The organism is Streptomyces roseirectus (assembly GCF_014489635.1).
GTDB classification, from domain to species: Bacteria; Actinomycetota; Actinomycetes; order Streptomycetales; family Streptomycetaceae; genus Streptomyces; species Streptomyces roseirectus.
The window spans coordinates 8,452,798-8,473,441 of the sequence record NZ_CP060828.1 but is presented as its reverse complement, the minus strand read 5'-3'; the positions used below and the strand labels follow the sequence as shown (position 1 = coordinate 8,473,441).

The window sequence follows — 20,644 nt, the reverse complement described above, 5'->3', positions numbered from 1 at the left end:
CGGGCGGAGCGGGCGGGCGGAGCGGGCGGGCGGGGCGGAGCGGGTGGGTAGAACAGGCCCGGCGCGGGCCAGTCCGGCTCCCGCACTCCGGCGGGACGGTCCGGCTCCCTCACTCCCCCTCCCTCACTCCGCCTCCTCGAACGCCTGGGCCACCACGAGGCTGTCCTCGTAGACGTGATGCCGGGTCACCAGCCCGTCCTCCACCGTCAGATGCAGGGCGAACCGCGCCCGGTAGGCCCGCCCCGTCGCCCGCGCGGTCTGGCGGATCTCGCCGAGGACGACGGCGTCGGGGCCGTCGACGAGGACGCGCTCGACCCGGGTGGCGGCCTCCTCGGGGACGTGGTGGGCGGCCAGTTGGCGGAAGTGGTCGGCGACTTCGGCGCGGGTGGCGCGGTGCCGGATCCAGGGGGTGGACGGGCGCCCGTGTTCATGGGCGGGCCAGTCGAGTCGCCAGTCCACGTGCTCGGCGTAGCGGGAGGCGATGCGGTCGGGGTCGCCTTCTCCGACGCGGCGCAGGAGGAGGTCGACCGAGGTGCGGATGTCGGGGGACATGGCGGGGCCTCTCATCGGGGGCTCGGAGGGGTGAACTCGCGCTGTGGAAGGGATTTTTGCCGCCTCGCGGGGGCCGCCGCGATTACCTCCCAGGTAGGGCCGCCCCTGTCACAGGTTGTCGACAGGGCGGTGCGCGGGGCCGTTCGGCGGGAATCCGTAGGGAGGGAACACCAGTACGGGGAACCCCGTGACAGCGGGGACCGCAGGAAGGAGACCGCCACCGTGACGACGACTCCCCCCGACACCGTGCCGACCCGTCCGAAGCGACTGCCCCAGCGCATGCCGGCGTGGGCGAAGGTGCTCACCTCGGTCGTGGTGGTGCTGGCGGTCATGTTCGCGGGCATCCGGCTCAGCCTGTTGCCGGGCCTGCGCGACTTCTTCGGCACCGAGACCACCGACCGCACCGGCCCGGCCCTGCTCCAGTCGATCCAGGACATGAGCCGCTTCGAGGGCGCGTCCGGCAACTTCCAGGTCGTCGTCGACCTGGAGAAGGACGCGAAGTTCCTGCCGGACGCGATCCGCGGCAGCCGCACCCTGTACGTGGGGGCGGGCACGGTGGACGCGTACGTCGACCTCGGCAAGGTGGCCCAGAAGGACGTCACGGTCGACGAGGACCGGACGAAGGCGACCCTGCGGCTGCCGCACGCGCGCCTGGCGACCCCGGCGCTCGACCCGTCCCGCTCGTACGCCGTGTCCAAGCAGCGCGGCCTGTTCGACCGGCTCGGCGACTTCTTCTCCGGCAACCCCAACAGCGAGCAGGCGGTGCAGAAGCTCGCCGTGAAGCACATCGGCGAGGCCGCGCGGGAGAGCGAGCTGACGGCGCGCGCGGAGACCAACACCACCGGCATGCTCAAGGGCCTGCTGCGCTCCCTCGGCTTCGAGGAGGTCACCGTCTCCTACGTCGCCTGACCGGACGGCGCCCAGGGTCGTCCCCGCATCCCCGGGCGTTTCCCGGGTAACAGCCTTATGACGCAGGGAAGTTGAAGCCTGGAGGACTGTCATGGCCCGTGCCGTCCCCCGTCCGCGTACGACGAAGTCCAAGGCGACACCCGCACCTCCGTCGAAACCCACGCCGGGCGGCCTGAAGGGGCTGGTGAAACGGCTGACAGTCCGCCCGCGCGCCGAGAAGAAGCCGCCGGCGAAGCCCTCTCCGAAACCCGCCGAGCCCGCCAAGACCGCCCCCACCGGCCCCCGTCCGCTCCCCCTGTTCCTGCGCATCCCGGCGATGGCCGTCGGTTTCGCCGTCCTCGTCGCCTTCGGCGCTCTCCTCGCCCGGCTGACGCTGGAGCCCTCGCCGGCCTCGGTGCCCCTGGTGCACACGAACCTGCGTCCCGGTCACTCCCTGCGGGCCTATCTGGACCAGCCCGAGCTGCGGGACGCGGTGCGGCAGATCGGGGGGAACGTGCTGCTGGGGGTCCCGTTCGGGATCCTCGTCCCGGTGGTGGCGCCGAGGGCGCGCGGCATCGTGAAGGTGCTGCTGCTGACGGCCGTCGTCATGCTGGCGGTGGAGTTCGCGCAGGGCGCGCTGGTGACCGGGCGCGCCTTCGACATCGACGACGTCATCCTCAACACGACGGGCGCGCTGCTCGGCTACCTGCTGCTGGGCCGTCGCCTGGGGCGCGGAATGCACGCCCGGAGGACGAAGGTCCAGGGCCCCTCCTAGCTCTCGATGTCGAGCGCCGTGCCGTACAGGCGGTTCACCTTCAGGCGGATGACGACGCGGCGCTCGGCGACCAGTTGGCGCAGGAACGCGGCTTCGTCGTCGGGTCTCGCCGCTTCCGGGATCATTCCGAGGAGTTCTTGTCCGACGGCGTCGCCGGGGGTGGTCGTGGTCTCGGAGACCTCGGCCTCGCCCTCGGCGACGGCGAACGACCAGACGTCGCCGCCCTGCACGTGGAGGGCCGCGCGCGGGTCGCGCCGCAGGTGTGCGAGTTTGACCCGGTCGGCCGTCGTCGAGAAGCGCACCGTGCGGGCTTCGGGGTCCCAGGCGTAGAGCATGGTGGTCAGGTGGGGGTGGCCGCTGCGCTTGACGGTGGCGAGCGTGCCGAACTGCTGCGTGCCGAGCAGGGTGGAGAGGGCTTCGTCGGACAGGGGGCGGGGTGCTGGTCCTTGGGTCATGCCGCGATCAACATCCGGGGCCGCCCGTTCATTTCATGATCGCGGAGCCAATATTCAGGGGCGCACCAGACCCTGGCGGGGCCGCCAGGTGTAGCGGTCGCCGCCGACCCAGCGGATCGTGTCGGGGTCGTCGAGGTCGTGGACCGTGATGCCGAAGCGGGCGGCGGTTTCCAGGACCTCGGCGACGGCGTGGGTGGAGCCGACGACCTGGCCGTCGATCTCCATGATGCGGAAGGGGGGAGTCCCCGGCTGGACCCCGAGCACCATGATCCGCGGGTGGGAGATGTAGGGGCTCGCTATCTCGGTCATGTAATCGAGGGTAGGACGACTCCGGCGAGGCGCTACCCGGCGAGCGTTCCGGCGGCTCCTGGGCAACCCTGGTGGCATGCTCCCCGTCGAGGCACTGGAACGGATCGCCTTCCTGCTGGAACGTTCCCTCGCCCCGCCGTACCGCGTGCGGGCCTTCCGGACGGCGGCCCGTGTGCTGTCCGCGCTGCCCGAGGCGGAGATCGCGCACCGCGCGGCGGCGGGCACACTGGAAGCGCTGAAGGGCGTCGGCCCGAAGACCGCACAGGTGGTCCGCGAGGCCCTGGCCGGCCGCACCCCCGCCTACCTGGAGCGCGTCGAGGCCGAGCAGTCCTGGCCGCCACCGGGCGGCGCCGGGTGGGGGTCCCCCCTGTTCGAGCGAAGCCGAGAACTTGGGGGAGGGCCCTGCTGCGGGGTGACTGCCATCTGCACTCCGACTGGTCGGACGGCGGCAGCCCCGTCGAGGAGATGGCGCGGACGGCCGCCGCGCTGGGCCACGAGTGGGCGGTGCTCACGGACCACTCGCCACGCCTGACCGTCGCCCGGGGCCTCACGGCGGACCGCCTGCGCGCCCAGCTCGACCTGGTCGAGCGGCTGAACACCACGTGGGCCCCGTTCCGCCTGCTGACCGGCATCGAGTGCGACATCCTCGACGACGGCTCCCTCGACCAGGACCCCGAGCTGCTGGCCCGCCTCGACGTGGTCGTCGTGTCGGTCCACTCCAAGCTGCGGATGGACGCCCGCTCGATGACCCGCCGCCTGCTGGCCGCCGTCCGCGACCCGCACGCGGACATCCTGGGCCACTGCACCGGGCGCCTGATCGCCGGGAAGCGGCGGCCGGAGTCCGAGTTCGACGCGGCGGCGGTGTTCGAGGCGTGCGCGGAGTCCGGGACGGCGGTGGAGATCAACAGCCGTCCCGAGCGGCTGGATCCTCCCCGACGGCTGCTGCGGCAGGCCGTGGACGCCGGGGTGCTGTTCTCGGTCAACACGGACGCGCACGCGCCGGGGCAGCTGGACTGGCAGGCGCTGGGGTGCGCGCGGGCCGAGGAGTGCGGGGTGCCGGCGGAGCGAGTGGTGACGACGTGGCCGTACGAGCGGCTGCTGGACTGGACGCGGCGCTGAGCGAGGTGCGGTTCGCGTTTGACTTCGAGAGCACTTCAATTCGTACGGTCGAGGGCATGAGCAACAGCGACACTCCTCAAGTCAAGATCGGTTCCGGCTTCGGCTTCCGCAGCACCGCCGACGACGTCCTCGCGGGCCGTGACCTCACGGGCACGCTGGCCCTGGTGACCGGCGGCTACTCGGGGCTCGGGCTGGAGACGACGCGGGCGCTGGCCAAGGCTGGCGCGCGGGTGGTCGTCCCGGCGCGGCGGGCCGAGGCCGCGCGTGAGGCGGTCCGGGGGATCGCCGGGGTCGAGGTGGACGAGCTGGACCTGGGCGATCTGGAGAGCGTGCGGGCGTTCGCGGACCGGTTCCTCGCCTCCGGACGCACATTGGACTACGTGATCAACAGCGCGGGAATCATGGCGTGCCCCGAGACGCGCGTGGGCCCCGGCTGGGAGGCCCAGTTCGCCACCAACCACCTGGGGCACTTCGCCCTGGTCAACCGGCTGTGGCCGGCGATCGAGCCGGGCGGCGCCCGCGTCGTGTCGGTCTCCTCGCGCGCCCACCACTTCTCCGGCGTCCGCTGGAACGACGTCGACTGGCGCCAGGGCTACGACAAGTGGCAGGCGTACGGGCAGGCGAAGACCGCCAACGCCCTGTTCGCGCTGCACCTCGACAGGCTGGGCCGCGCCTTCGGGGTGCGCGCGTTCTCCCTGCACCCGGGCGGCATCCTCACGCCCCTCCAGCGCCACCTGGCCAAGGAGGAGATGGTCGAGCGCGGCTGGATCGACGAGAACGGCACGCCGCTGATGCCGGAGGCGTTCAAGACGCCGGAGCAGGGGGCAGCGACGCAGGTGTGGGCGGCGACGTCCCCCCAGCTCGACACCATGGGCGGGGTGTATCTGGAGGACTGCGAGATCGCCGAACCGGCGGCGCCCGGCGACCAGTCGTCGGGGGTGGCGGCGTGGGCGACGGACGCGGATCAGGCGGAGCGGTTGTGGGAGCTGTCGGCCGAGCGGACGGGGGTGAACGCGTTCGCCGGCTGACGGAGGCGAACGCGGTCGCCGGTAGGCGGTGTCACGCGGCCGGTGTCTCGATCTCCCCGAGCGCGGCCAGCAGTTGGGGCGCCGCCGTCTCCCGGGCCCACTGGCGGTGTCCCTCGTCCGCCTTCCTCGGGACCTGTTCCGTCAGCATGATCAGATAGAGGTAGGTGCGGTAGAGAGCGTAGCGCTGTCGGGCGGGCAGGTCGAAGTCGGCCTGCCCGCCCGCGTTCTGATAGGCCGTCAGGAAGGTGTCGTCGGCGCGGATGTCGGCGAGCAGCGCGAGGGAGACGAGGTCGGCGAGCGGGTCGCCCCAGAACATGCGTTCGCCGTCGATGAGTCCGGTGACGCGGGGTGCGGCGGGGTCGATGAGGATGTTGCCGGGCCACAGGTCGAAGTGGACCAGGGCCGGGGTCGTCACCTCGTCCAGCGCGGCGTACGCGGGGGCGGCGGCCGATCTGATCTCCGCCGTCCCCAGGGGGAGTTCGGCCCCGTAGTGGTCGGCGTCGGCGAGGACCGCGTCCAGCATGCCGGTGAACGCCGTGCGCCAGTCGGGGGCCAACAGGCCGAGGGCGCCGGAGGGGTAGCCGTAGCCGGGTCCGGTGATCCTGTGGAGGCGGGCGACCTGTCCGGCCAACTCGGTGCGCAGCACGGTGCGTTGAGTCGGCGTGAGAGTGTCGTCGGCCCACTGGATGCCGGGGATCGCGGTCATCAGGAGGTGGTCGTCGTCCTGGGCGAGGACGCGCGGCGCGGGGACGCCCGCTCGGGCGGCGCCCGCGTAGAAGTCGGCCTCCGACACGAGGAGCCGTTTCTCGTGCCGGAGGCCGTCGGCGTGCGGGGCGGTCTTGAGGACGTACCGGGTGCCGTCGTCGAGGAGCAGTTCCTCGACGGTGTTGTAGGTGCCGCCGCTCAAGGGGGTGACGCGGGTGAGGAGTCCGGCGGGCAGGCCCGCCCTCGCGAGGAGGTGCCGTGCCCGCGTCCAGGAGTCCATCGCCCGCGCCCTTCCGGTCAGTTCGCGGCGTACACGTCCTCGACGTAACGCCCGTTCGCCATCAGCTCGTTCAGCCAGGTCTCGGCCGCCGCCGCGTCGGCGTCCGGCGTGTGGTCCCGGTACAGGGTACGGAACGCCTCGCGCACCCCGGGAGCCATGCGGGAGCCGTCGCCGCAGACGTACACGCGGGCGCCCTCGGTCAGCAGCTTCCAGACCTCCTCGCCCTCGGCGGCGATCCGGTGCTGGACGTACTCGCCGCCGGGCCCGGCGCTGAAGGCGGGGCGCAGGGAGACGGCTCCGGCGGCGTCGGCGGCGCGCAGTTCGTCGGCGTGGAGGTAGTCGGTGTCGGGGGCGCCGCAGCCGAAGTAGCAGAGGGCGGGCGGGAGTTCACCGGTCATGGTCATGCGGTCGGCGATCGCGCCCCGGAAGGGGGCGAGTCCGGTGCCGGCGGCGACCATGACGACGGGCGCGGTGTGGTCCATGCGGAACGCCTCGCGGCAGGGCTGGACGCGGGCGTACACGGTGTCGCCGGGGGCGAGTTCGGCGAGGTGGGCCGAACCGGTGCCCCGGTAGCGGCCGTTGCCGGAGCGGGCGGGGGCGTCGAGGAGGGAGATCATCAGGTCGGCGTGGCCGGGGTCCGTCGCGGGCGAGGATGAGATGGAGTAGTGGCGGGGGCGCAACGGCGTGAGCAGGTCGAGGAGTTGGGCCCAGTCGAGGGCGCCGCGCAGCGCCGGGTGAGCTTCGACGAGTTCCAGCAGGGTGCGCGGGTCGTCGTCGGTGAGGGCGGCGAGGGCGGCTCGTTCGGGCGGGCAGGGGTTGGCGGCGGCGAGCGCGGCGCGCTGGGCGGCCGTCGGGCGGTCCTGCAACTCGACGTGGCGGGTGAGGAGTTGACGTGCCGTCAGCGGGCGGTCCACGGCGAGGCCGTCGCGGCGGGTGGGGCGTATGTCGAGCAGGGCGTCCGGATCGAGGCCGAAGGCGGTGAGGGCGCGGTCGACCAGGGCCGGGGAGTTGGCGGGCAGGACGGTGAGGTGGTCGGCCGTGCGGTAGGTGACCCCGTCGGGGAGGGCGACGCGCAGGAAGCATTTGCGGCGCGGGTGGCCGGGGGTGGTGAGGTCGTGGGCCTCGGTGACGCGCATGGGGACCAGGCCGTGGCGTTCGGCGAGGGCGTCCAGCGGGCCTTCGGTCAGCGTGCGGACGGTGTAGGCGTGTCGGGGTTCACCGGCGTCGTCGGCGGCGGGGGTCGCGTCGGGGTCGCCGTGGTGTTCCAGGAGGGCGGTGCGCAGGGTGCGGGTGAACTCCCGTACGGCGCCGGTGAGATCGCCGGAGGCGTCGGCCGCCGCGCGGTCGGCGATGCGGGTGGCGCCGAGTTCGGCGAGGCGTTCGTCGACGCGGGTGGGGAAGTGCTGGTAGGTGGCGGCCCAGTTGCGGTCGCCGACGCCGAGGACGGCGTACGTGACCCCGGTGAGGTCGTGGTCCTCCGCCAGCCAGGCGGCGAAGGCGGTGGCGTCGTCGGTGGGGCGGCCGTTGTAGGAGGCGGCGGTGATGACGACGGGGCGGTCGGTGGGCAGGTGACCGGCGTAGTCGTCGAGGGGTGCCGTCTCGGTCGTGCAGCCGATGTCACCTGCCTCGTCCGCGAGTTGGGCGGTGAAGTCGCGGCAGGTGCCGTAGTTGCTGCCGTGCAGGAAGAGGGCGGCGGTGCCGGGGCGGACGCGGGCGGGGAGGGCCGAGGTGTCGGTGCGGGCGGGGGCGGTCGCCGCGACTCCGGGGAGGGGGGCGTGGGTTCGGTCGGCGGGGGTGCGCGGGGTGAGGGTGAGGGTGAAGCCGTCGGGCTTGAGGGTGAGGGTTTCCTTGATCGTGAGCCGGTAGCCGGCGTGGTCGTGGAGGCGGTAGCGGTGGACGAGCATCGCGAGGAGCATCGTCGCCTCGTGGAGGGCGAACTGCCGTCCGATGCAGGCGCGTTCGCCGGTGCCGAACGGTTTGAAGGCGTGCGGTGAGCGGGCCGCCTCCGCCTCGGGCGTGAACCGCTCGGGGTCGAACAGGTCGGGGTTGTCGCCCCAGACGGGCTGCCGGTGCAGCATCGGCGCGAGCACGGTCACCGCCTGCCCGGCGCGCATCGGGACGCGCCCGCCGAGGAGGGTGTCCTTGAGGGCGTGCCGGCTGAACGCGGCGGCCGTCGGCCACAACCGCAGGGCCTCGTTCAGGACTTGGCGCGTGTAGGTGAGCCGTCCGACCTCGTCGTACGTCGGCTCCGGGTCCTCCTGGTCGCCCCACAGGGCGTCGACCTCGCGGCGGACGAGGTTCAGGACCTCGGGGTGCTTGGCGAGGTAGTGGAGGGCGAACGACATGGCGCCGGAGGTGGTTTCGTGGCCGGCGATGAGGAACGTGATGACCTGGTTGCGGATGTTGGCGTGGTCGAGGGTGGTGCCGTCGGCGGGGTGGGGGGCGCTGAGCATGAGGCCGAGGAGGTCGGTGGCCCCGGACTGGTCGGTGCCGGTGCGGGCGGCGATGACGTCGTCCACGACCCGCGCGAGGTAGTCGGCGTCGGCGCGGAACGCCGCGTCGGCGGCCGAGTGGTCCTCGCCGGGGACGCGGGCGAGCCGGTGCATGCTCCACTCCAGGCCGCGCACCATCGCCTCGACGAACGGGTGCGGCTCGGGGCGTTCGAAGGAGCCGAAGTCGTAGTCGAATCCGGCGAGTCCGATGGTGTCGAGGGTCATGCGGGTCATGTCGTCGGGCACGTTCACCGGCTGCCCGGCGCGGGCGGCGCCGTCCCAGGCGTCGATCAGGCGGCGGGCCACCTTCAGCATCACCGGGTGGTAGGTGCGCATCGAGCCGAGCGCGAACGCGGGCATCAGGATGTCGTGCGCCTTCGCCCAGTTGGGCTCGTCGTTGTACGCGGTGAACAGGCCGTCGGCGGCGAACTCCCGGACGTTCTCCAGGGCGGGGCCTATGTGCTTGGCGAACCGGCTCTCGTCCGCGAGGTCGGTCACCAGGTCCAGGTCCGCGACGAACATCACGTCACGCCCGTGCAACCGGCGCACCAGGACCGGCCCGTGCTCCCGCATGAGCCCCATCACCTGCTGGATCGGGGTGCTGCCGGGTCCGGTGGCGCTGATGTCGGCGACGGGGACGGGGGCGGCGGCGAGGTCCGGGTGCGCGGCGGGGGACGGGGCGACGGGGGACGGCGCGGTGGGGGACATGGCGCGTCAACTGCCTTTCGCTGGACGGCGGGTGCGTCATCCAGCGTGGTCCACGGGCGGCGCCCGGCCCGGCGCGGGCACTACACGATCGTGCAGTCAAGAATCCGTAACAGCCCTTGCGCGAAGGCCCGAAGAGCCCTAGAGGGCCCTGCGGTTAAGGTGTCCGGATGCCCCTTTCCGCGATCGCGTCCGGCGAGACCACCGATCCCCCGCTGCGGCCCCTGCGCGCGGTGCACGACGTCGCGGCACAACTCCTCGACGTCGTCGCTGGGTTCGGGCCCGCGGTGGACCGGGAACTGCTGCTCGCCCACGGCGTCCCGGACCGCCTCGCCCGGTTCGCCGGCACGCACGCCTCCTGGCAGTCGCCCGAGGCCGCCGTCGAGGACCTGCTCGTGAGCTTCGCCGACAAGATCTGGAAGAACAAGCGCGTCACCGACCTGGAGGACCTGGTCGTCGCCGAACTCTCGCGCGCCTGCGGCCGTCCCGTCCGGGAGGTCTTCATGGAACTCGACGAGGCCCTGACCCGCATCGGCGACGGCGCCGACCGCAGGCTCGCCTGGCAAGCCGAACACCCTGTCGCCCCCGGCCGGCCAGGAGGGGGTGACCGGTGAACGCCGCCGAGGCCGCTGTCGTCTGGCGCAACCGCGCGCTGACGCTCTTCGACCGCGTGACCGTTCCGGTCGCGGTGTGCGACGTGTACGGCGACGTCCTGCTCGCGAACCCCGCGATGGCCGCCGAGTGCGGGGCGACGCCGGGGCGGCTGCGCGGGCGGGCCGTGCTGGAGCTGTTCCGGCCCGTCGAGGCGGAGCAGGTCGAGCGGATCGCCCAGGCGCTGCGGCTGCGCCACCGCTCCCGCTATCAGGTGTCCGTCCGGTGGGACGCGCCCGACGGGCGGCTGCGGCACGGCGAACTCACCGCCGACCCCGTCAGCGACAGCGTCGGCCTCACCCCGGCGCTGCTGGTCATGCTGCGGGCGCACGGCGAGGAGACGCGCGCCTGTCCGCCGCCACCTGAGACCGTCACACCGGTCGAGACACGCATCCTCGCGCTGCTCGCCGGGGGCGCGACGACGGCACGGGCCGCCCGGGAGACGGGGCTCACGCCGGACGGGGTGAGCTATCACCTGCGGCGGCTGTCGGCGCGGTGGGGGGCGTCGAACCGTACGGAGCTGGTGGCTCGGGCTTACGCGGAAGGGGTGCTGGCTGCGGGGGTGTGGCCGCCGGAGGGGCGGGGTGGTGAGGGACGGGGGTGCTGAGGTCAGCCGAAAGAGGTGGTTTGGAACGGTGACGGCCGCAGAGGGTGCGTCGTCTCAGATTCCGGCCGCTCCCGTGCCCGCCGCCTGCGCGCGGGCCGTCCCCGCTCCCTCAGGTGCCCCGAAGCGAGCCAGCGTGTGCCAGACCATCTTCAGGTCCTGGAGTGCGTACCGGCCGCTGCGCGCGGCGTCCCCGATCACGCGCGGGTCGACGTGTCCGTCCTCGGCGATCTCCTCGCCCAGGGCGGCGTACTCGGGGCCCCGGTAGTCCGCGTGCGCGTGGAGGTCCGCGAGGGTGATGCGGTAGCCGGGGTGCCACTCCACGGCGCACGGGAGGCGGCGGGCGTCGTCCTCCACGCGCGTGCCCCGGTAGCAGGCGTCCAGGACGACGGCCTCGACGTCGCGCGCGAGGTCGACGCCGCCGTGGATCTGGGTCTCGATGTAGTCGTTGAGGGGGTCCTGCTCGTCGGACTCGGCGAGGGCGATCAGCGCCGAGGACGCCGCGACGCCGAAGTGGGCCGGTTCGGCGGCGCTGTCGGGGTAGCAGAACGTCGCGCGGGTGAGGGCGGCGGCGGTCAGCCGGAAGTGGGCGGAGCCGAAGCGCGGGGCGGCTCCGACGACCTGGCGGCGGAAGTTCAGGGCGCCGTAGACGGGCCGCTCGTGCGGCTCGGCGTCGTCGTACGCGCCGCCGAAGATCCGGCTCTCCCAGCGCCAGCGGTCGCCGCCCGGGTGCGCGGTCAGGCCGCCGTTGCTGGTACCGGTGACGAACTGGGAGTGGTAGGCGCCGTCCCGCGCGAGCGCGCGCAGAATCGGTTCGCCGTCCGCCGTCCGGTCGGGGTGGAAGTTGAGGGTGACGCGGAGGTCCACGGGGACGGCGGGGCCGACGGCCTGGGTGGTGACGTGGGCGACGGCGGCACGCGCGCGGGACGTCTGGATCTCGGCGTGCGCTGAGGGCGCGTCCCGGTAATCCACTGGCTCCTCCTGAACTCGGCTGCTTACTCTAGCCTCGAACCTAGTACTCCTAGGTTTGAGATTCCGACTCTCTGGAGGTTATCCATGCGCGCGTTGTCCGAGCACGAGATCCGCGGCTCCTTCGTGAACTGTTCGAAGGGCGAGGCCAAGCGGCTCGCGATCCCGCGCGACCTGGACGAACGTCCCTGGGACGAACTCGACTTCCTCGGCTGGCGCGACCCCGGCGCACCGGACCGCAGCTATCTCGTCACCGAGCACGCGGGCCGCCTCGTCGGCGTCACGCTGCGCTTCCCGTCGTCCCAGCGGGGCTTCCTGCACCGCAGCATGTGCTCCCTGTGCCTCACGACCCACCGGGGCGGCGGGGTCTCCCTCATGACCGCGCGCAAGGCCGGCGCGGCGGGCCGGGAGGGCAACTCGGTCGGCGTCTACATGTGCACCGACCTCGCCTGCTCGCTCTACATCCGGGGCCGCAAGGTCCCCGACTCGGGCAGCCGGTTCGAGGAGAGCCTGACGGTGGAGCAGCAGATCGACCGGACGACGGGGCTGCTGTCGGCGTTCCTGGACAAGCTCGCCGTCTGAAGTCACCGCGCGCGCAGCTCGGCCGGCGCCACCTCGCGGAGGTGGATCAGCACGTCGTACGCGCGCGCGAGGGCGATGTCCGAGGGGCCCTCGTCCGGGTAGGCCGTGCCGATGCTGCGCGTCGGGCGGGCCGTGTGCAGCCACCCTCGCGCGGGCGCGCCTGTGGTGCGCAGGTCGAGCAGGTAGTTCCGGTGGCGGACGCGGTCCAGGGTCTCCTCGTTGCTGCCGGGGGCGGGCGGGCCCACCGTCTGGGGCCTGGGCGTGCCCCCGTCGGGGCCGGTGGCCATGAACCCGCCGCTTCCGAAGGTCACGCCGACGCTGACGTAGCCGTCCCCGAGGCGGTCCCTCAGGAACGCGCCCTGCATCTTGGGGTAGTGCGCCGGGTCGACCGGGACGTATCCGATGTGCGCGTCGTGCGCCGACAGGAGCACCTTGGTGCCGGTGCGGCCGGCCCACCGCGCCACGTTCGCCGCCATCATGTCGTCCCGGTAGCGCATGCTCTTGGCGATCTCCCCGGTGCCTTTCTCGAAGGCGAACGCGTACTGGCGTGCCGTGCGGTCGATCGCCGTCGCGTTCTGGACGGCCGTGTCGTGGCCTGGTCCGGCGGGGGTCCGTTTCAGCAGCTTGAGGGCTTCCGTCGTGCGCCGGGCGCGTTCCGCGCGGGTCGCGTACGGGGTGGCGAGGTAGTCCTCGATGTACGCGCCCGTCTGCCGGGTCGGGCGCAGGTCCCGGTACAGGCGCGCGAGCCGTCCGCTCAGGTGGGGGCTGTGCTCGGCCACGTACCTCGCGACCTCGTCGTAGATCTCCGGGCCGGTCCAGGCGATGTCGTCGCCGAGGAAGCGGACGGGGTCGTGGGGGTGGCGGATGTTGTAGGCGCGCATCCACCTGACCAGGGCCAGGTAGTCGGTGTTGTCCGCCCAGAAGTAGTCCCGCTGGAACTCCTCGCGGAAGATCCGCTCGGGGTCGCCCTCGCCGTGCACGACGTAGGCGTCCAGGCGGCGGCCGGTGCTCCAGGGGGCCTCCAGGGCGAAGGTGCGGAAGCCTTTCGTCTCGACGAGGTGGCGGAAGACGCGGGCTTTCAGGGCGAAGAAGTCGTGCGTGCCGTGGGTGGCCTCGCCGAGGCCGACGATCCGGGCGTCGCCGACGGCCCGGTCCAGGGGGCGGAGGTCGCGGGTGTCGCCGCCGGGGTCGGTGGTGCGGAGGGGGTGGGCGGAGCGGGTGAGGGCGGCGGTGAGCGGGTCGGGGGCGGGGGGCGTTGCGGCGGTGGTCGTGGCGGCGGTCGTCGTTGCGAGGGTGAGGAGGGTGAGGGTCGTGGCCAGAAGGGCGCGGTTCATGATCACAGGGTTGCGTGGAGGGCGGGTGGGGGGACATCCGGTGGGCCGCCGTCGTGGGGTGGGGGTAACCGGCTTGTGGAGGCGGGGGGTTGCCTCAGGGTGGGGCTGAGCTGGGGCGGAAGGATTCGGGTTGGTTCGAACGGGTGATCGGGGCGGGGTGGGGAACTGGGTGGGGAGGGCCGGGCGTTCAGTGGGCAGCGGGGACGGTACCGGGCAGGGTGACGGCGGCAGGGAAGGGAGCGGAGGTCATGGCGGAGACGACGGTGCGGATCGACGGGGACACGGTGCGGTTGCCGGGCGGGGTGGCGGTGCGGTTCATGCGGACGCTGCGACTGCCGGAGACGGGGACGCATCCGCTGCCCCCGGGGCTCGGGGACTTCCCGGTGCGGCCGATCGCCGACTATCCGGACACGGCGCCCGCGCAGTGGCTCGCGCGGGGCGGGGTGATGCTGCCGATGTACCTCCGCGAGGCGATGTGGCTGAACTTCACGGGGACACGGGAACCGGCCGCGCTCCAGGTCGGGGTGGGGAAGGTGTGCGCGGTGTCGGGCAAGCCGTGGAGCGAGCGACTGTCCCGGGATCCGCAGAACTACGTCGTCCTGCCCCGCCAGCCCTGGCTCGACGGCATCAACTCCGGCAAGGGCACCGTCCGGCAGTTCGTCGCGGTGCCGCTCGGGCTCGGGGCGACGGTCGAGGGGCAGGTCACCGGTGAGGAGACCTGGGGCGGCGTCCAGCTCCAGTCCTTCGCGCTCACGGACGACAAACTCCGGGTGTGGCACGAGGCGCAGCGCCGCCACACGCCGCCCCGCTTCGGAGCCACCGGCTTCCTCGCGGAGGAGTCCGCCGCCGCGCCCGTCCGCGCCATGTCCGCCGCGCCCCGTGCCGGTGCCGCCCTCGGGCTCGGTGTCGGCGGCACCATGCGTCAGGAGGTCTACCGCGACGACCGCCCCCTCTCGGACTGGGCCCCCACCCCCGCCGGCCGCCTCTTCGTCCACCTCGTCACTCCCCCGGACTGGCACCGCATCACCGGCGAGGCTCCCCCGCCGTCGCCGGTCGACCGCGCGGCGTACACCGAGGCGGGGCTCCCCTGGTTCGACTACTACGACGAGAAGGCCGAGGACCTGCCGCCCACCTCACCCCTGAGCTCGGTGAAGCCCGTGGGCGACTGGGTCGGGGACGACCTCGACACCTGGAAGCCCCCATCCGAGGGGCAGGTCAAGCAGCTCAAGGACGAGAGGGGGAGGGCGGTGGAGGACGGGGAGTGGTGAGGCGGGGCGGGGAGGGGCGAGGCGGGGCAGGGAGGGGAGGGGCGGGAGAGAAAAGCCGGTTGGAGCGGGAGGGGCCACCCCGCATGATGGGCCGGTGGAACATCTGCCTGTCGACGTGCGCGCTTCGCTCCGGTTCTTCGCCTTCTACCTGGCGAACGGAACCATCGATCTCGATCTGCTCGACGGGATCGACTACCGGCCGGCTCTCTTCCAGTTCGGCTCCACCCTGGAACAGGTCTTCGCGATCTACTGCAACGTGCTTCAGGTCGACGAGAACGGGATGGTGCTGAACGCGGGAGACGCCGAGTACCGGGCCGCCCAGTGGATCCGCGCCCACTGCGACCAGACCTACCGGGTCGAGCCCCCTTTCGAGGCTTGGGAGACCGAACTCCACTGAACAGGCCGGGTGCCGCCGACGTCCCCGGCGCCCCAGCCCCAGCCCCGGCCCCGGTCCCGTCCCTGGCTCCAGCCCCCGCCCCGGCCCCCAGCAAGCCGACGTTCCGTTCGTCGCTCTCGTTTTGCGTCCGAGCCCTCCGGCGGGTCATGGTGGCAGGCGGCAGGTGTGGCGAGGATGTGAGGTGCGGGGCATGGGTGGCGAGTGGAGTCGGCGGCGGTTCGCGGGGTCGATGGGGGCTGTTGTCGGGGCCGGGGTCGTGGGGTGTTCCGGTGGTGAGGGGAACGGGGCAGGGGCTTCGGGGGGCGTTTCTTCCGGGGTGACCGGGTCCGTCGGCGGATCGTCGCCCGGCGGCTCGCCCGCAGGCCAAGGCTCCGCCAGTCGTGGCCCCGGCGCTCCCGACACCACCACCCCTGACACCGCCGTCCCCGACTCCTCCGCGCCGGACTCCACCACCCCCCGCCCCCTCTACATCGGCACCTACACCTCCCCCGACGGCGGCGGGGCAGGCATCCGGCTCGCGGCGTACCACCCGGTCACCGGGAGGATCAGGTCGACGGGCATGGTCACCGGCGTCCAGGACCCCTCGTTCCTGGCGACGCACCCCGACGGCCGGACGCTGTACGCGGTGAACGAGCGGGAGCGCGGCGCGGTGACCGCCGTGCGGATCAGGGACGGACGGGTACTGGGGAGCCGGCGGACGGGAGGCCGGCATCCGTGTCACCTCTCGGTGCACCCCGGCGGACGCTGGCTGCTGAGCGCGGAGTACGGCTCGGGCAGCGTGACCGTGCACCCGATCGGGAGCGACGGCGCGTTGGGCGGCCGCACCGAGTCGGTGACCCACGCCTCCCCCGCACCCGGCCCCGGCCAGGAGGGCCCGCACGCGCACCAGATCGTGACCGCGCCGGACGGCCGGCACGTGCTCGCGGTGGACCTGGGCACCGACACGGTCTACAGCTACCGCCTGGACGACAACGCGGGCACGCTCACGGAGGTCGCGCGGGCGCGGTCCCGTGCGGGGGCGGGCCCCCGGCATCTCGTGTTCCACCCCGGCGGCCGGTACGCGTACCTGGCGAACGAACTGGACGACACGGTCACGGTGTGCGCGTACGACGCGGCGTCGGGCCGGCTGACGATCGGCGAGCCGCTGCCGACGGGGTCGAAGCGGCGCCCCACCTACCCGTCCCAGTTGGCGGTGACCCCGGACGGGGCGTACGCGTACCTCGCGAACCGGGGTGACAACACGCTGGCCAGGTACGGCGTGGAGGCGGACGGCGCGAGGCTGCGGCTGCTGGGGACGGTCCCGGTGGGCGGCGACTTCCCCCGCCACGTCGCGATCGCGCCGGACGGCCGGCTGCTGTTCGCCTCGAACCAGCGCTCCGGCACGGTCACCGTCTTCCGGATCGACGAGGCGAGCGGCACCCTGACCCGGACCGGCGAACCGTTCACCTCACCGATGGCGGTCTGCGCCCTGCCCCTGTGACCGGGCCGCTCGGACGCCCTGCTCCCCAGGAAAAGACCTCACCCCTCCTCGCGCTGCCGCTGCAACGCCCGCGGGCACGACACCCCGCTCGCCTGCGTCAGCAACGCGTGCATCCGCTCGGTGAGTTGGGAGACGTCGTCGGCGGGAGCGTGGAACGCCAGCCGCACGTCCCCGTGCGTACGCGCGCGCTCGATGCGCAGGGTCAGCCCGTGCCGGTCGACGGCGAGGGGCTGGACGCGGACGGCGCCGTGGAGGCTGTCGCGGCCGACGAGACGCGTGAGGCGTTCGACCGCGTCGGGGTGGGAGTCGGCGAGGTGGGTGAGGAGTTGGGCCTCGGCGGTGGCGAGGGGGTCGGGCGCGGCGGTGGCGAACTCGTCGCGGTCCACGACGACCGCGCCGGTCGGCTGTTTGAGTACGATGCGCGTGGCGTGGAAGCCGAGGGCGCCGTCCTCGGGGGCGAACCAGCCGGCCAGCCAGAGGCGGGCGCGGATCCGGCCCCGGACGGGTACGGGTGCGACGTCGGCGAACTCCAGCACGGCGGACGGCTCGCCGCGCGGCGCGCAGATCGCGGCGGTGACGAGGGCGCTGTCCTCGGGCACGCACAGCAGGACCCGGCCGTCGTCGGTGACGGTGTGGGCGCCGACGAACTCCTCGCGTCCACCGTCCGCGGTGACCCCGCACGACCACGCGGTCGCGAGGATCGACCGGGCGCGCCGCGCCGCGGAAGGCGTGGCCGCCCAGCTCTGACTGTCACCCATCCGAAGACCTCCTTAGGTAAGCCTCACCTAACCTACCGAAGATCGAGGCCCACGCCAACCACGCCCCCCACACCAACCCCGCGATCCCACCCCCGCACACCCCCGCCCGAAGGCGAACCTCACGCCAGCACCCCCAGCAACGCCCGCGCGCACAACTCCCGCACCTGCCCCCGCGACAACTCACCCCCGCGCAGCCACTCCAGCGACACGGACGTCATGAACGCCAGCCACCCCCGCACCGCGAGCCGCACCTCCGGGCGTTCGCCGAAGAGCGGACCGAACTCGGGGTCGGCGGCGAGCGCGGCGAGGATCTGCCGCTCCTGCGCGGCCAGCGCCCGCTGGTAGACGCGGCGCACGGCCTGGTCGCCGGAGGCGTCGGCGCGGTGGAACGCCCGGAACCCGTGGGCGTGCTGCTCGACGTACCCGAGGAACACGTCGAGCCCGGCGGACAGTTGCTCGCGCACCGGCACCCCCGGCACCGCCGCCGTCAGCCGCAGCATCCGCTCGCTCTCCCGCTCGACGACCGCCGCGAAGAAGTCCCGTTTCGTCGGGAAGTAGTGGTAGAGCAGCCCCCGCGAGACCCCGGCGATCTCGGCGACGCGCTCGATCCGCACCTCGTCGTAGGGGCTCTCGGAGAACAGGCACGCGCCGACCGACAGCAACTGCTCGCGCCGCTCCCCCGTACTGAGCCGGCGCCGGACGCGCTCCCCCTGACCGTTCATGCCCGCACCTTACTTGACGCCGGTTCAACAAGCGGATCAGACTGAAACGCGTTATTGAATCCACGTACAACACCGCGTACAACACCACCTACACCACGCTCAACGCGCCGCAGGATCAAGGGAGATCACGTCATGGCGGGGACGACGACAGGCACCGGCAGCGGCCTGCCCAAGGGCTTCCGCGACGCCAAGGACGGCTGGCCCGAACTGCACCGCATACCGCACCCGAAGGGCCGGCTGCCCCTGCTCGGCGACGTCCGCAACGTCAACCGCAAGACCCCCCTCCAGGATTCCCTGCGCATCGGCGGCGAACTCGGCGCGATCTTCCGCCGCAAGGCGTTCGGCAAGGAGTTCGTCTTCGTCGGCGGCGCCCGCTACACCGCCGACCTCTCGGACGAGTCGAGGTTCGCCAAGCACGTCGGGCTCGGCATCGCCAACCTCCGCCCGGTCGCCGGGGACGCCCTGTTCACGGCGCACAACCACGAGCCCAACTGGCAGCTCGCCCACGACGTGCTGGCCCCCGGGTTCAGCCGGGACGCGATGGCCGCCTACCACCCGATGATGCTGGACGTGGCGGCGCGGCTCACCGGTCACTGGGACCGGGCGGCGGCGTCGGGCGAGCGCGTGGACGTCCCCGGGGACATGACGAAACTGACCCTGGAGACGATCTCCCGCACCGGTTTCGGCCACGACTTCGGCTCCTTCGAGCGGTCCCGCCCGCACCCCTTCGTCACCGCGATGGTCGGCGCCCTCAGCTACGCCCAGCGCCTCAACGGCCTGCCGTTCCCCTTCCTGTTCAAGAGCGCGGCCCGGCGCAACGAGGCCGACATCGCGTTCCTCAACGACACGGTCGACGGCCTCGTCCGCGAGCGCCGGGCGAGCGGCGGCGGGGACGGTGACCTGCTCGACCGGATGCTGGAGACGGCCCACCCCGAGACGGGCGAGCGGCTGTCCGCCGAGAACGTGCGCCGGCAGGTGATCACGTTCCTGATCGCGGGGCACGAGACGACGTCCGGGGCGCTCTCCTTCGCCCTGCACTACCTCTCCCTGCACCCCGAGATCGCCGCCCGCGCCCGCGCGGAGGTGGACCGGGTGTGGGGCGACACCGAGGTGCCGGGGTACGAGCAGGTCGCCAAGCTCCGGTACCTGCGCCGGGTGCTGGACGAGACCCTGCGCCTGTGGCCGACCGCGCCCGCGTTCGCCCGCGAGGCCAAGGAGGACACCGTGCTCGCCGGGGAGCACCCGATGCGGCGCGGCGCCTGGGCGCTCGTCCTGACGGCGATGCTGCACCGCGACCCCGAGGCGTGGGGCCCCGACGCCGAGCGGTTCGACCCCGACCGCTTCGACACGGCGGCCGTCCGCGCCCGCCCCGCGCACGCGTTCAAGCCCTGGGGCACGGGCGCGCGCGCCTGCATCGGCCGCCAGTTCGCCCTCCACGAGGCCACCCTCGTCCTCGGACTCCTGCTGCGCCGCTACGAGTTGACCCCGGACCCGGGCTACGAACTGCGGGTGACGGAACGGCTGACGCTGATGCCGGAGGGGCTACGGCTGGGCCTGGAGCGGCGAACAACCGCGCGGGCGAAGGACGTTGGACCGACGACCACGCCGGAAAGCCCCCGGGTGGCCACCCCCGAGAGCCCGTCGACGGCCGCCCCCAAGAACCCCGAAACGACCGACCCCGAAGCCACCGCCCCGGACACCGCCCCCGCCTCAGCCCCCGGCTGCCCAGTGCACCGGCCTGCCGACTGACCCCGGCAACCGCGTCCCCCCGTTCCCCCGAGCCGCGTCCAACTGCGGCTGCGTCAGAAAGAGCACCCCCCTGAGGTCGGCGTCCCCCAGCTCCGCGTCCCGCAGGTCCGCCCCGATCAGATCCGCGCCCCGCAGATCCGCCCCGGTGAGGTCGGCGGCGATCAGATAGGCGCCCCTCAGGTCGGCCCCGCGCAGATCGGCCCCCTTGAGCCGCGCTCCCATCAGATCCGCGCCCCGGCGCTGCTTCTTCCGCCCGGGAATCCTGGCCCGCGTCAACTCGCTGGCCTTGAAAAGCAGTTGAGCCACCGCCTGCCGGTGCGCACCGACGTCCAGGGCCGAAATCTCCTCCGGCGTCCCCCGCGTGAGCGCGTCCGTGCGGGCCAGGGCCGCACGGAGTTCGGCGTGGACCGGGCGCGCGTCCGGCAGGGCAAGGGCCTCGGTGAGGTACTTCAGCAGCTCGTGCAACTGCCGTACGACGGGGAAGACTTGGTGCATGCGCCGACCCCCGTCACGCCCCTCGAAGACGACCTGCGACACCTTCTGCCCGGCGCCGAAGCAGTCGTAGACAGTGCAGCCGTTCATGCCCCGCCGCCGCAGCTCGGTGTGGATGCCGCAGGTGTGGTCGGCGAGGAGGTTGCGGCAGGGCGTGCCGGCGGGCTTGTCGAAGGCGAAGTCCGCCGAGCGCGCGAAGGGCAGTGCCACACAGCACAGCCCGAAGCAGCTTCCGCAGTCGCCGCGCAGGTCGTCGGGGGCGGGCTCGGTCCGGTCCAGCCCCTGGGTCTCTTCCATCCCGCCACCCTAATGACCTGCGCACTTGTCGGG

At 73.0% G+C, this 20,644-nt stretch carries 20 protein-coding genes and 1 pseudogene; 11 read left to right on the top strand and 10 right to left on the bottom strand.

The features are described 5' to 3' along the window. Positions 1–123 precede the first annotated feature (123 nt). Positions 124–552 carry a nuclear transport factor 2 family protein gene (locus tag IAG44_RS36730; protein WP_187751387.1) on the bottom strand — a complete coding sequence of 143 codons (429 nt, stop codon included), beginning with the start codon at positions 550–552 and terminating at the stop codon, positions 124–126. Between the two features lie 279 nt (positions 553–831). Here IAG44_RS36730 and IAG44_RS36725 point away from each other — a divergent pair, with 279 nt between their 5' ends. Further along, a complete protein-coding gene (locus tag IAG44_RS36725) occupies positions 832–1,461 on the top strand; it encodes a DUF4230 domain-containing protein (RefSeq protein WP_425508546.1) in 630 nt (209 codons plus the stop codon). Between the two features lie 91 nt (positions 1,462–1,552). Beyond that, a complete protein-coding gene (locus IAG44_RS36720; RefSeq protein WP_187751386.1) occupies positions 1,553–2,215 on the top strand; it encodes a VanZ family protein in 663 nt (220 codons plus the stop codon). Here the strand turns inward: IAG44_RS36720 and IAG44_RS36715 are convergent. Both IAG44_RS36715 and IAG44_RS36710 read right to left on the bottom strand, forming a co-directional pair. Further along, positions 2,212–2,670 (bottom strand): PPOX class F420-dependent oxidoreductase, encoded by a 459-nt coding sequence (locus IAG44_RS36715; protein ID WP_187751385.1) that lies wholly within the window; start codon positions 2,668–2,670, stop codon positions 2,212–2,214. The genes IAG44_RS36720 and IAG44_RS36715 overlap by 4 nt on opposite strands. Positions 2,671–2,724: 54 nt before the next feature. Then, the gene (locus IAG44_RS36710; protein WP_187751384.1) at positions 2,725–2,979 is read right to left on the bottom strand and encodes a hypothetical protein; all 255 of its coding nucleotides are present in this window, start codon (positions 2,977–2,979) and stop codon (positions 2,725–2,727) included. A gap of 76 nt (positions 2,980–3,055) precedes the next feature. Between IAG44_RS36710 and IAG44_RS36705 the strand changes: the two are divergent. Together IAG44_RS36705 and IAG44_RS36700 are read left to right on the top strand one after the other, a co-directional pair. Beyond that, positions 3,056–4,098: pseudogene (locus IAG44_RS36705) on the top strand (PHP domain-containing protein). 56 nt (positions 4,099–4,154) lie between these two features. Beyond that, positions 4,155–5,126: an SDR family NAD(P)-dependent oxidoreductase gene (locus IAG44_RS36700; RefSeq protein WP_187751383.1), complete on the top strand. Its 972-nt coding sequence runs from the start codon at positions 4,155–4,157 to the stop codon at positions 5,124–5,126. A gap of 31 nt (positions 5,127–5,157) precedes the next feature. On the opposite strand, the gene IAG44_RS36695 is transcribed toward IAG44_RS36700, so the two are convergent. Together IAG44_RS36695 and IAG44_RS36690 are read right to left on the bottom strand one after the other, a co-directional pair. After that, entirely contained in the window at positions 5,158–6,111 is a 954-nt protein-coding gene (locus IAG44_RS36695; RefSeq protein ID WP_187751382.1) for a phosphotransferase family protein, read from the bottom strand. Positions 6,112–6,128: 17 nt separating this feature from the next. Next, positions 6,129–9,311, bottom strand: a complete 3,183-nt coding sequence (locus tag IAG44_RS36690) for a cytochrome P450 (RefSeq protein ID WP_187751381.1) — start codon at positions 9,309–9,311, stop codon at positions 6,129–6,131. A 167-nt stretch (positions 9,312–9,478) separates the two neighbouring features. Here IAG44_RS36690 and IAG44_RS36685 point away from each other — a divergent pair, with 167 nt between their 5' ends. Both IAG44_RS36685 and IAG44_RS36680 read left to right on the top strand, forming a co-directional pair. Then, the gene (locus IAG44_RS36685) at positions 9,479–9,922 is read left to right on the top strand and encodes a phosphohydrolase (RefSeq protein WP_187751380.1); all 444 of its coding nucleotides are present in this window, start codon (positions 9,479–9,481) and stop codon (positions 9,920–9,922) included. Next, positions 9,919–10,566, top strand: coding sequence for a PAS domain-containing protein (locus tag IAG44_RS36680; RefSeq protein ID WP_187751379.1), 648 nt, complete (start codon positions 9,919–9,921; stop codon positions 10,564–10,566). Before IAG44_RS36685 ends, IAG44_RS36680 begins: the two co-directional genes overlap by 4 nt. 54 nt (positions 10,567–10,620) lie before the next feature. On the opposite strand, the gene IAG44_RS36675 is transcribed toward IAG44_RS36680, so the two are convergent. Next, positions 10,621–11,499: a DUF3626 domain-containing protein gene (locus tag IAG44_RS36675; RefSeq protein WP_187753006.1), complete on the bottom strand. Its 879-nt coding sequence runs from the start codon at positions 11,497–11,499 to the stop codon at positions 10,621–10,623. A 120-nt stretch (positions 11,500–11,619) separates the two neighbouring features. On the opposite strand from IAG44_RS36675, the gene IAG44_RS36670 reads away from it, so the two are divergent. Continuing rightward, positions 11,620–12,114, top strand: coding sequence for an FBP domain-containing protein (locus IAG44_RS36670; RefSeq protein WP_187751378.1), 495 nt, complete (start codon positions 11,620–11,622; stop codon positions 12,112–12,114). A gap of 2 nt (positions 12,115–12,116) precedes the next feature. On the opposite strand, the gene IAG44_RS36665 is transcribed toward IAG44_RS36670, so the two are convergent. Then, entirely contained in the window at positions 12,117–13,448 is a 1,332-nt protein-coding gene (locus tag IAG44_RS36665; RefSeq protein WP_187751377.1) for an erythromycin esterase family protein, read from the bottom strand. A 248-nt stretch (positions 13,449–13,696) separates the two neighbouring features. Here IAG44_RS36665 and IAG44_RS36660 point away from each other — a divergent pair, with 248 nt between their 5' ends. The 3 genes from IAG44_RS36660 to IAG44_RS36650 all read left to right on the top strand — a co-directional run bounded on the left by IAG44_RS36660 (position 13,697) and on the right by IAG44_RS36650 (position 16,593). After that, a complete protein-coding gene (locus tag IAG44_RS36660; protein WP_187751376.1) occupies positions 13,697–14,716 on the top strand; it encodes a hypothetical protein in 1,020 nt (339 codons plus the stop codon). Between the two features lie 94 nt (positions 14,717–14,810). Continuing rightward, positions 14,811–15,113: a DUF7677 family protein gene (locus tag IAG44_RS36655; protein WP_187751375.1), complete on the top strand. Its 303-nt coding sequence runs from the start codon at positions 14,811–14,813 to the stop codon at positions 15,111–15,113. Positions 15,114–15,342: 229 nt separating this feature from the next. Beyond that, positions 15,343–16,593 carry a lactonase family protein gene (locus tag IAG44_RS36650; RefSeq protein ID WP_425508545.1) on the top strand — a complete coding sequence of 417 codons (1,251 nt, stop codon included), beginning with the start codon at positions 15,343–15,345 and terminating at the stop codon, positions 16,591–16,593. A gap of 38 nt (positions 16,594–16,631) precedes the next feature. Here the strand turns inward: IAG44_RS36650 and IAG44_RS36645 are convergent, their stop codons facing one another. Together IAG44_RS36645 and IAG44_RS36640 are read right to left on the bottom strand one after the other, a co-directional pair. Beyond that, positions 16,632–17,351: a DUF2470 domain-containing protein gene (locus tag IAG44_RS36645; RefSeq protein ID WP_187751373.1), complete on the bottom strand. Its 720-nt coding sequence runs from the start codon at positions 17,349–17,351 to the stop codon at positions 16,632–16,634. Positions 17,352–17,470: 119 nt separating this feature from the next. Then, on the bottom strand, positions 17,471–18,073 hold the full coding sequence (locus IAG44_RS36640) for a TetR/AcrR family transcriptional regulator (RefSeq protein ID WP_187751372.1): 603 nt from the start codon (positions 18,071–18,073) through the stop codon (positions 17,471–17,473). A gap of 132 nt (positions 18,074–18,205) precedes the next feature. Between IAG44_RS36640 and IAG44_RS36635 the strand changes: the two genes are divergently transcribed. Beyond that, positions 18,206–19,822 carry a cytochrome P450 gene (locus IAG44_RS36635; RefSeq protein ID WP_187751371.1) on the top strand — a complete coding sequence of 539 codons (1,617 nt, stop codon included), beginning with the start codon at positions 18,206–18,208 and terminating at the stop codon, positions 19,820–19,822. On the opposite strand, the gene IAG44_RS36630 is transcribed toward IAG44_RS36635, so the two are convergent. After that, positions 19,784–20,611 (bottom strand): pentapeptide repeat-containing protein, encoded by an 828-nt coding sequence (locus tag IAG44_RS36630; protein WP_187751370.1) that lies wholly within the window; start codon positions 20,609–20,611, stop codon positions 19,784–19,786. The genes IAG44_RS36635 and IAG44_RS36630 overlap by 39 nt on opposite strands. Positions 20,612–20,644 lie beyond the last annotated feature (33 nt).

Excerpts from the sequence above, each read along its gene's own strand:
- IAG44_RS36670 (WP_187751378.1), top strand. The coding sequence starts at position 11,620 with ATGCGCGCGTTGTCCGAGCACGAGATCCGCGGCTCCTTCGTGAACTGT.
- IAG44_RS36685 (WP_187751380.1), top strand. The coding sequence starts at position 9,479 with ATGCCCCTTTCCGCGATCGCGTCCGGCGAGACCACCGATCCCCCGCTG.
- IAG44_RS36730 (WP_187751387.1), bottom strand. The coding sequence starts at position 552 with ATGTCCCCCGACATCCGCACCTCGGTCGACCTCCTCCTGCGCCGCGTC.
- IAG44_RS36695 (WP_187751382.1), bottom strand. The coding sequence starts at position 6,111 with ATGGACTCCTGGACGCGGGCACGGCACCTCCTCGCGAGGGCGGGCCTG.
- IAG44_RS36630 (WP_187751370.1), bottom strand. The coding sequence starts at position 20,611 with ATGGAAGAGACCCAGGGGCTGGACCGGACCGAGCCCGCCCCCGACGAC.
- IAG44_RS36650 (WP_425508545.1), top strand. The coding sequence starts at position 15,343 with ATGGGGGCTGTTGTCGGGGCCGGGGTCGTGGGGTGTTCCGGTGGTGAG.
- IAG44_RS36700 (WP_187751383.1), top strand. The coding sequence starts at position 4,155 with ATGAGCAACAGCGACACTCCTCAAGTCAAGATCGGTTCCGGCTTCGGC.
- IAG44_RS36665 (WP_187751377.1), bottom strand. The coding sequence starts at position 13,448 with ATGAACCGCGCCCTTCTGGCCACGACCCTCACCCTCCTCACCCTCGCA.
- IAG44_RS36690 (WP_187751381.1), bottom strand. The coding sequence starts at position 9,311 with ATGTCCCCCACCGCGCCGTCCCCCGTCGCCCCGTCCCCCGCCGCGCAC.
- IAG44_RS36710 (WP_187751384.1), bottom strand. The coding sequence starts at position 2,979 with ATGACCGAGATAGCGAGCCCCTACATCTCCCACCCGCGGATCATGGTG.
- IAG44_RS36660 (WP_187751376.1), top strand. The coding sequence starts at position 13,697 with ATGGCGGAGACGACGGTGCGGATCGACGGGGACACGGTGCGGTTGCCG.
- IAG44_RS36635 (WP_187751371.1), top strand. The coding sequence starts at position 18,206 with ATGGCGGGGACGACGACAGGCACCGGCAGCGGCCTGCCCAAGGGCTTC.
- IAG44_RS36640 (WP_187751372.1), bottom strand. The coding sequence starts at position 18,073 with ATGAACGGTCAGGGGGAGCGCGTCCGGCGCCGGCTCAGTACGGGGGAG.
- IAG44_RS36725 (WP_425508546.1), top strand. The coding sequence starts at position 832 with ATGCCGGCGTGGGCGAAGGTGCTCACCTCGGTCGTGGTGGTGCTGGCG.
- IAG44_RS36715 (WP_187751385.1), bottom strand. The coding sequence starts at position 2,670 with ATGACCCAAGGACCAGCACCCCGCCCCCTGTCCGACGAAGCCCTCTCC.
- IAG44_RS36645 (WP_187751373.1), bottom strand. The coding sequence starts at position 17,351 with ATGGGTGACAGTCAGAGCTGGGCGGCCACGCCTTCCGCGGCGCGGCGC.
- IAG44_RS36720 (WP_187751386.1), top strand. The coding sequence starts at position 1,553 with ATGGCCCGTGCCGTCCCCCGTCCGCGTACGACGAAGTCCAAGGCGACA.